3 protein-coding genes are annotated in these 2,350 nt (G+C 63.0%); 1 reads left to right on the forward strand and 2 read right to left on the reverse strand.

What is annotated here, in order from left to right:
- On the forward strand, window positions 1–1,072 hold a 1,072-nt coding region (locus AAC083_RS09285), incomplete at its 5' end, for a c-type cytochrome (protein WP_108536423.1).
- A gap of 74 nt (window positions 1,073–1,146) precedes the next feature.
- Here the strand turns inward: AAC083_RS09285 and AAC083_RS09290 are convergent.
- Both AAC083_RS09290 and AAC083_RS09295 read right to left on the reverse strand, forming a co-directional pair.
- On the reverse strand, window positions 1,147–1,482 hold the full coding sequence (locus tag AAC083_RS09290) for a DUF3634 family protein (protein WP_181364698.1): 336 nt from the start codon (window positions 1,480–1,482) through the stop codon (window positions 1,147–1,149).
- 155 nt (window positions 1,483–1,637) lie between these two features.
- On the reverse strand, window positions 1,638–2,350 hold a 713-nt coding region (locus AAC083_RS09295; RefSeq protein WP_108536425.1), incomplete at its 5' end, for a nucleoside hydrolase.

Consider the following 2,350-nt stretch of genomic DNA (forward strand, 5'->3'; position numbering starts at 1 on the left):
CACCAGCGAGACCAGCAAGCCGCTGGCGGGCGGCAAAGGGTTCCCGACCCCCATCGGCACCGTATTTGCCACCAACATCACCCCCGACAAGAGCCACGGTATCGGCAACTACAGCCTGTCGGAGTTCATCAAGGTGATGCGCGAAGGGGTGGCCCGCGACGGGCATCGGCTCTACCCGGCCATGCCCTACACCGCCTACGCCAAGATGAGCGATAAAGACCTCGAAGATCTCTATCACCATCTGATGAAGGAGCTGCAGCCGCTGGCCATCGCCAACAAGGAGAGCGACATCCCCTGGCCGCTCAATATGCGCTGGCCGCTGATGGGCTGGAACTGGATCTATCACGATGACAGCCGCTTCACCCCGGTGGCGGGCAAGAGCGAGCAGTGGAATCGCGGCGCCTATCTGGTGCAGGGTGCCGGTCACTGCGGCAGTTGCCACACCCCGCGCGGGCTCGGCATGCAGGAGAAAGCGCTGACCGAGGCAGATCCCCTCTATCTGAGCGGCGCCACCCTGGATGGCTGGTATGCCCCCGACATTCGCGGCAGCCGTTACAGCCAGCAGGCGCTGATCGACCTGCTGAAAACCGGTCGCAGCCAGCATCAGGCGGTCGCAGGTCCCATGGCAGAAGTGATCACTCACAGCAGCCAGTACTTCAGCGACGCCGATCTGGCCAGCATCGCCACCTATCTCACCGACCTGAAAGATGAGCCGGTGGCGGAGCAAGGGGCCCGTGCCTATGCCAGTGCCAGCGGCAAGGCGGACTACGCCATGTATTGCTCCACTTGCCATGGTGTCAACGGTCAGGGCAATGACCACGTCATTCCGTCGTTGGTGGGCAACCAGACAGTGCTGGCCGACGATCCCGCCAGCCTGCTCAACGTGCTGCTGTACGGCGCAGAGACGCCCATTACGCAGGGTCATATCGGCTACCACATGCCGGGTTATAGCTGGACTCTCAACGACGAACAGGTGGCCGGGCTGGTCAACACCCTGCGCGCCTCCTGGGGCAATGATGGGGTAGCCATCAAGCCGGCCACCGTCAAGGCCCAGCGCGCGCTGCACGAATAAGCCAGCGCCGTGTCACCACTGCCATAAAAAACGGGCCTCCACTGGAGGCCCGTTTGCTGTGTGCGAGCGGGGCATCAACCCTTTCGTGGTTTTGACCCAGGCAGGGGCGCCGCTGGCTGGCGGTAATCAGCATAGGGGAAGACATTGCGAAAACGCTGGGCCACCGGCTCGGGGATGGAGCGGGAGAAGACCAGCTTGACGCCGTCGCCATCGCGCTGACCCAGAATGCGGCCCCGCACCGTCTCATGGCGCAGTATCTGTTTGGCATGCTCAATGAATGCGGGAGATACCTTGCCCCGCTTGACCACCACCTTGCCAGGCTGCAACCGGATCTCGAACAGGGCGCCCCGTCCCAGCTTCATTAACCACCAGATCAGGGCAACCGCTACCAACAACGATAACCAGGCCATCTATTTTCCTCCTAACGACTCGATATCCCCGCGCGGGTCAGGCCATCTTGTGCCCTCCAGACCGCGCCATGGTTGCCAGTATAAGCCGCCATTGACCCCGATTATTTGGCGGGGATCACAGCCGCCGCGTTATGTGAGCACCATCCAAGCGCTGCTCAGCAATCTTTGCCCCAGGCCACCAGCGTCTCGCGATAGAGCGCCAGCAGCGCCTCATCCCGCACCGCTACCCCGACCTGCTGGGCACGATAGTCGGCCCAGCCGTCGTGGGGGTGGGACCTGCCATCGAATTTTTGCAGGGTATGACCGATGGCGGGCCCCTCGTTGATGACCCGCACCGGCCCTTCCCGCAGGGTAAAGAGGGTAGGATCTATCACGTAGGCGATGGCGGAAGGATCGTGCACGTGGCAGCCATCCAGACCGATGCGCTCCGAATAGAAGCGCAGGTAGAAGCGGCTCACCTCCCACAGGAAACGACCCGGCTCGCCCGCGTCATCGCGCAGCGCATCCAGATAGGCGCTGCTGAAGAAGCTCTGCTGGGTCACGTCCAGCCCGATGATCACCACAGGCCAATCGGCGGTAAACACCCGGTCGGCAGCATCGGGATCATCGTGAATATTGGCCTCGGCATAGGGGGTCACGTTGCCACGATGGCCGTTGACGCCAAAGGCCCCCCCCATCACCACCACCTGCTTTACCAGGGTGGTGATCTCAGGCGCCTCCTGCAGTGCCAGCGCCAGATTGGTGAGCGGCCCTATGGTGACCAGAGTGATCTCGCCAGGCGCGGCCGTCACCGCCTCCACGATATATTGCCAGGCAGGTCTGGGATCCGCCGTGATGGTCACCTCCCCGGCCTCCACGTCCCCCAGCC

It is taken from the genome of Aeromonas sp. HMWF014, from assembly GCF_963878295.1.
GTDB classification, from domain to species: domain Bacteria; phylum Pseudomonadota; class Gammaproteobacteria; order Enterobacterales; family Aeromonadaceae; genus Aeromonas; species Aeromonas popoffii.

Coding starts and splice junctions, on each gene's coding strand:
- AAC083_RS09290 (WP_181364698.1), bottom strand. CDS start 1,482: ATGGCCTGGTTATCGTTGTTGGTAGCGGTTGCCCTGATCTGGTGGTTA.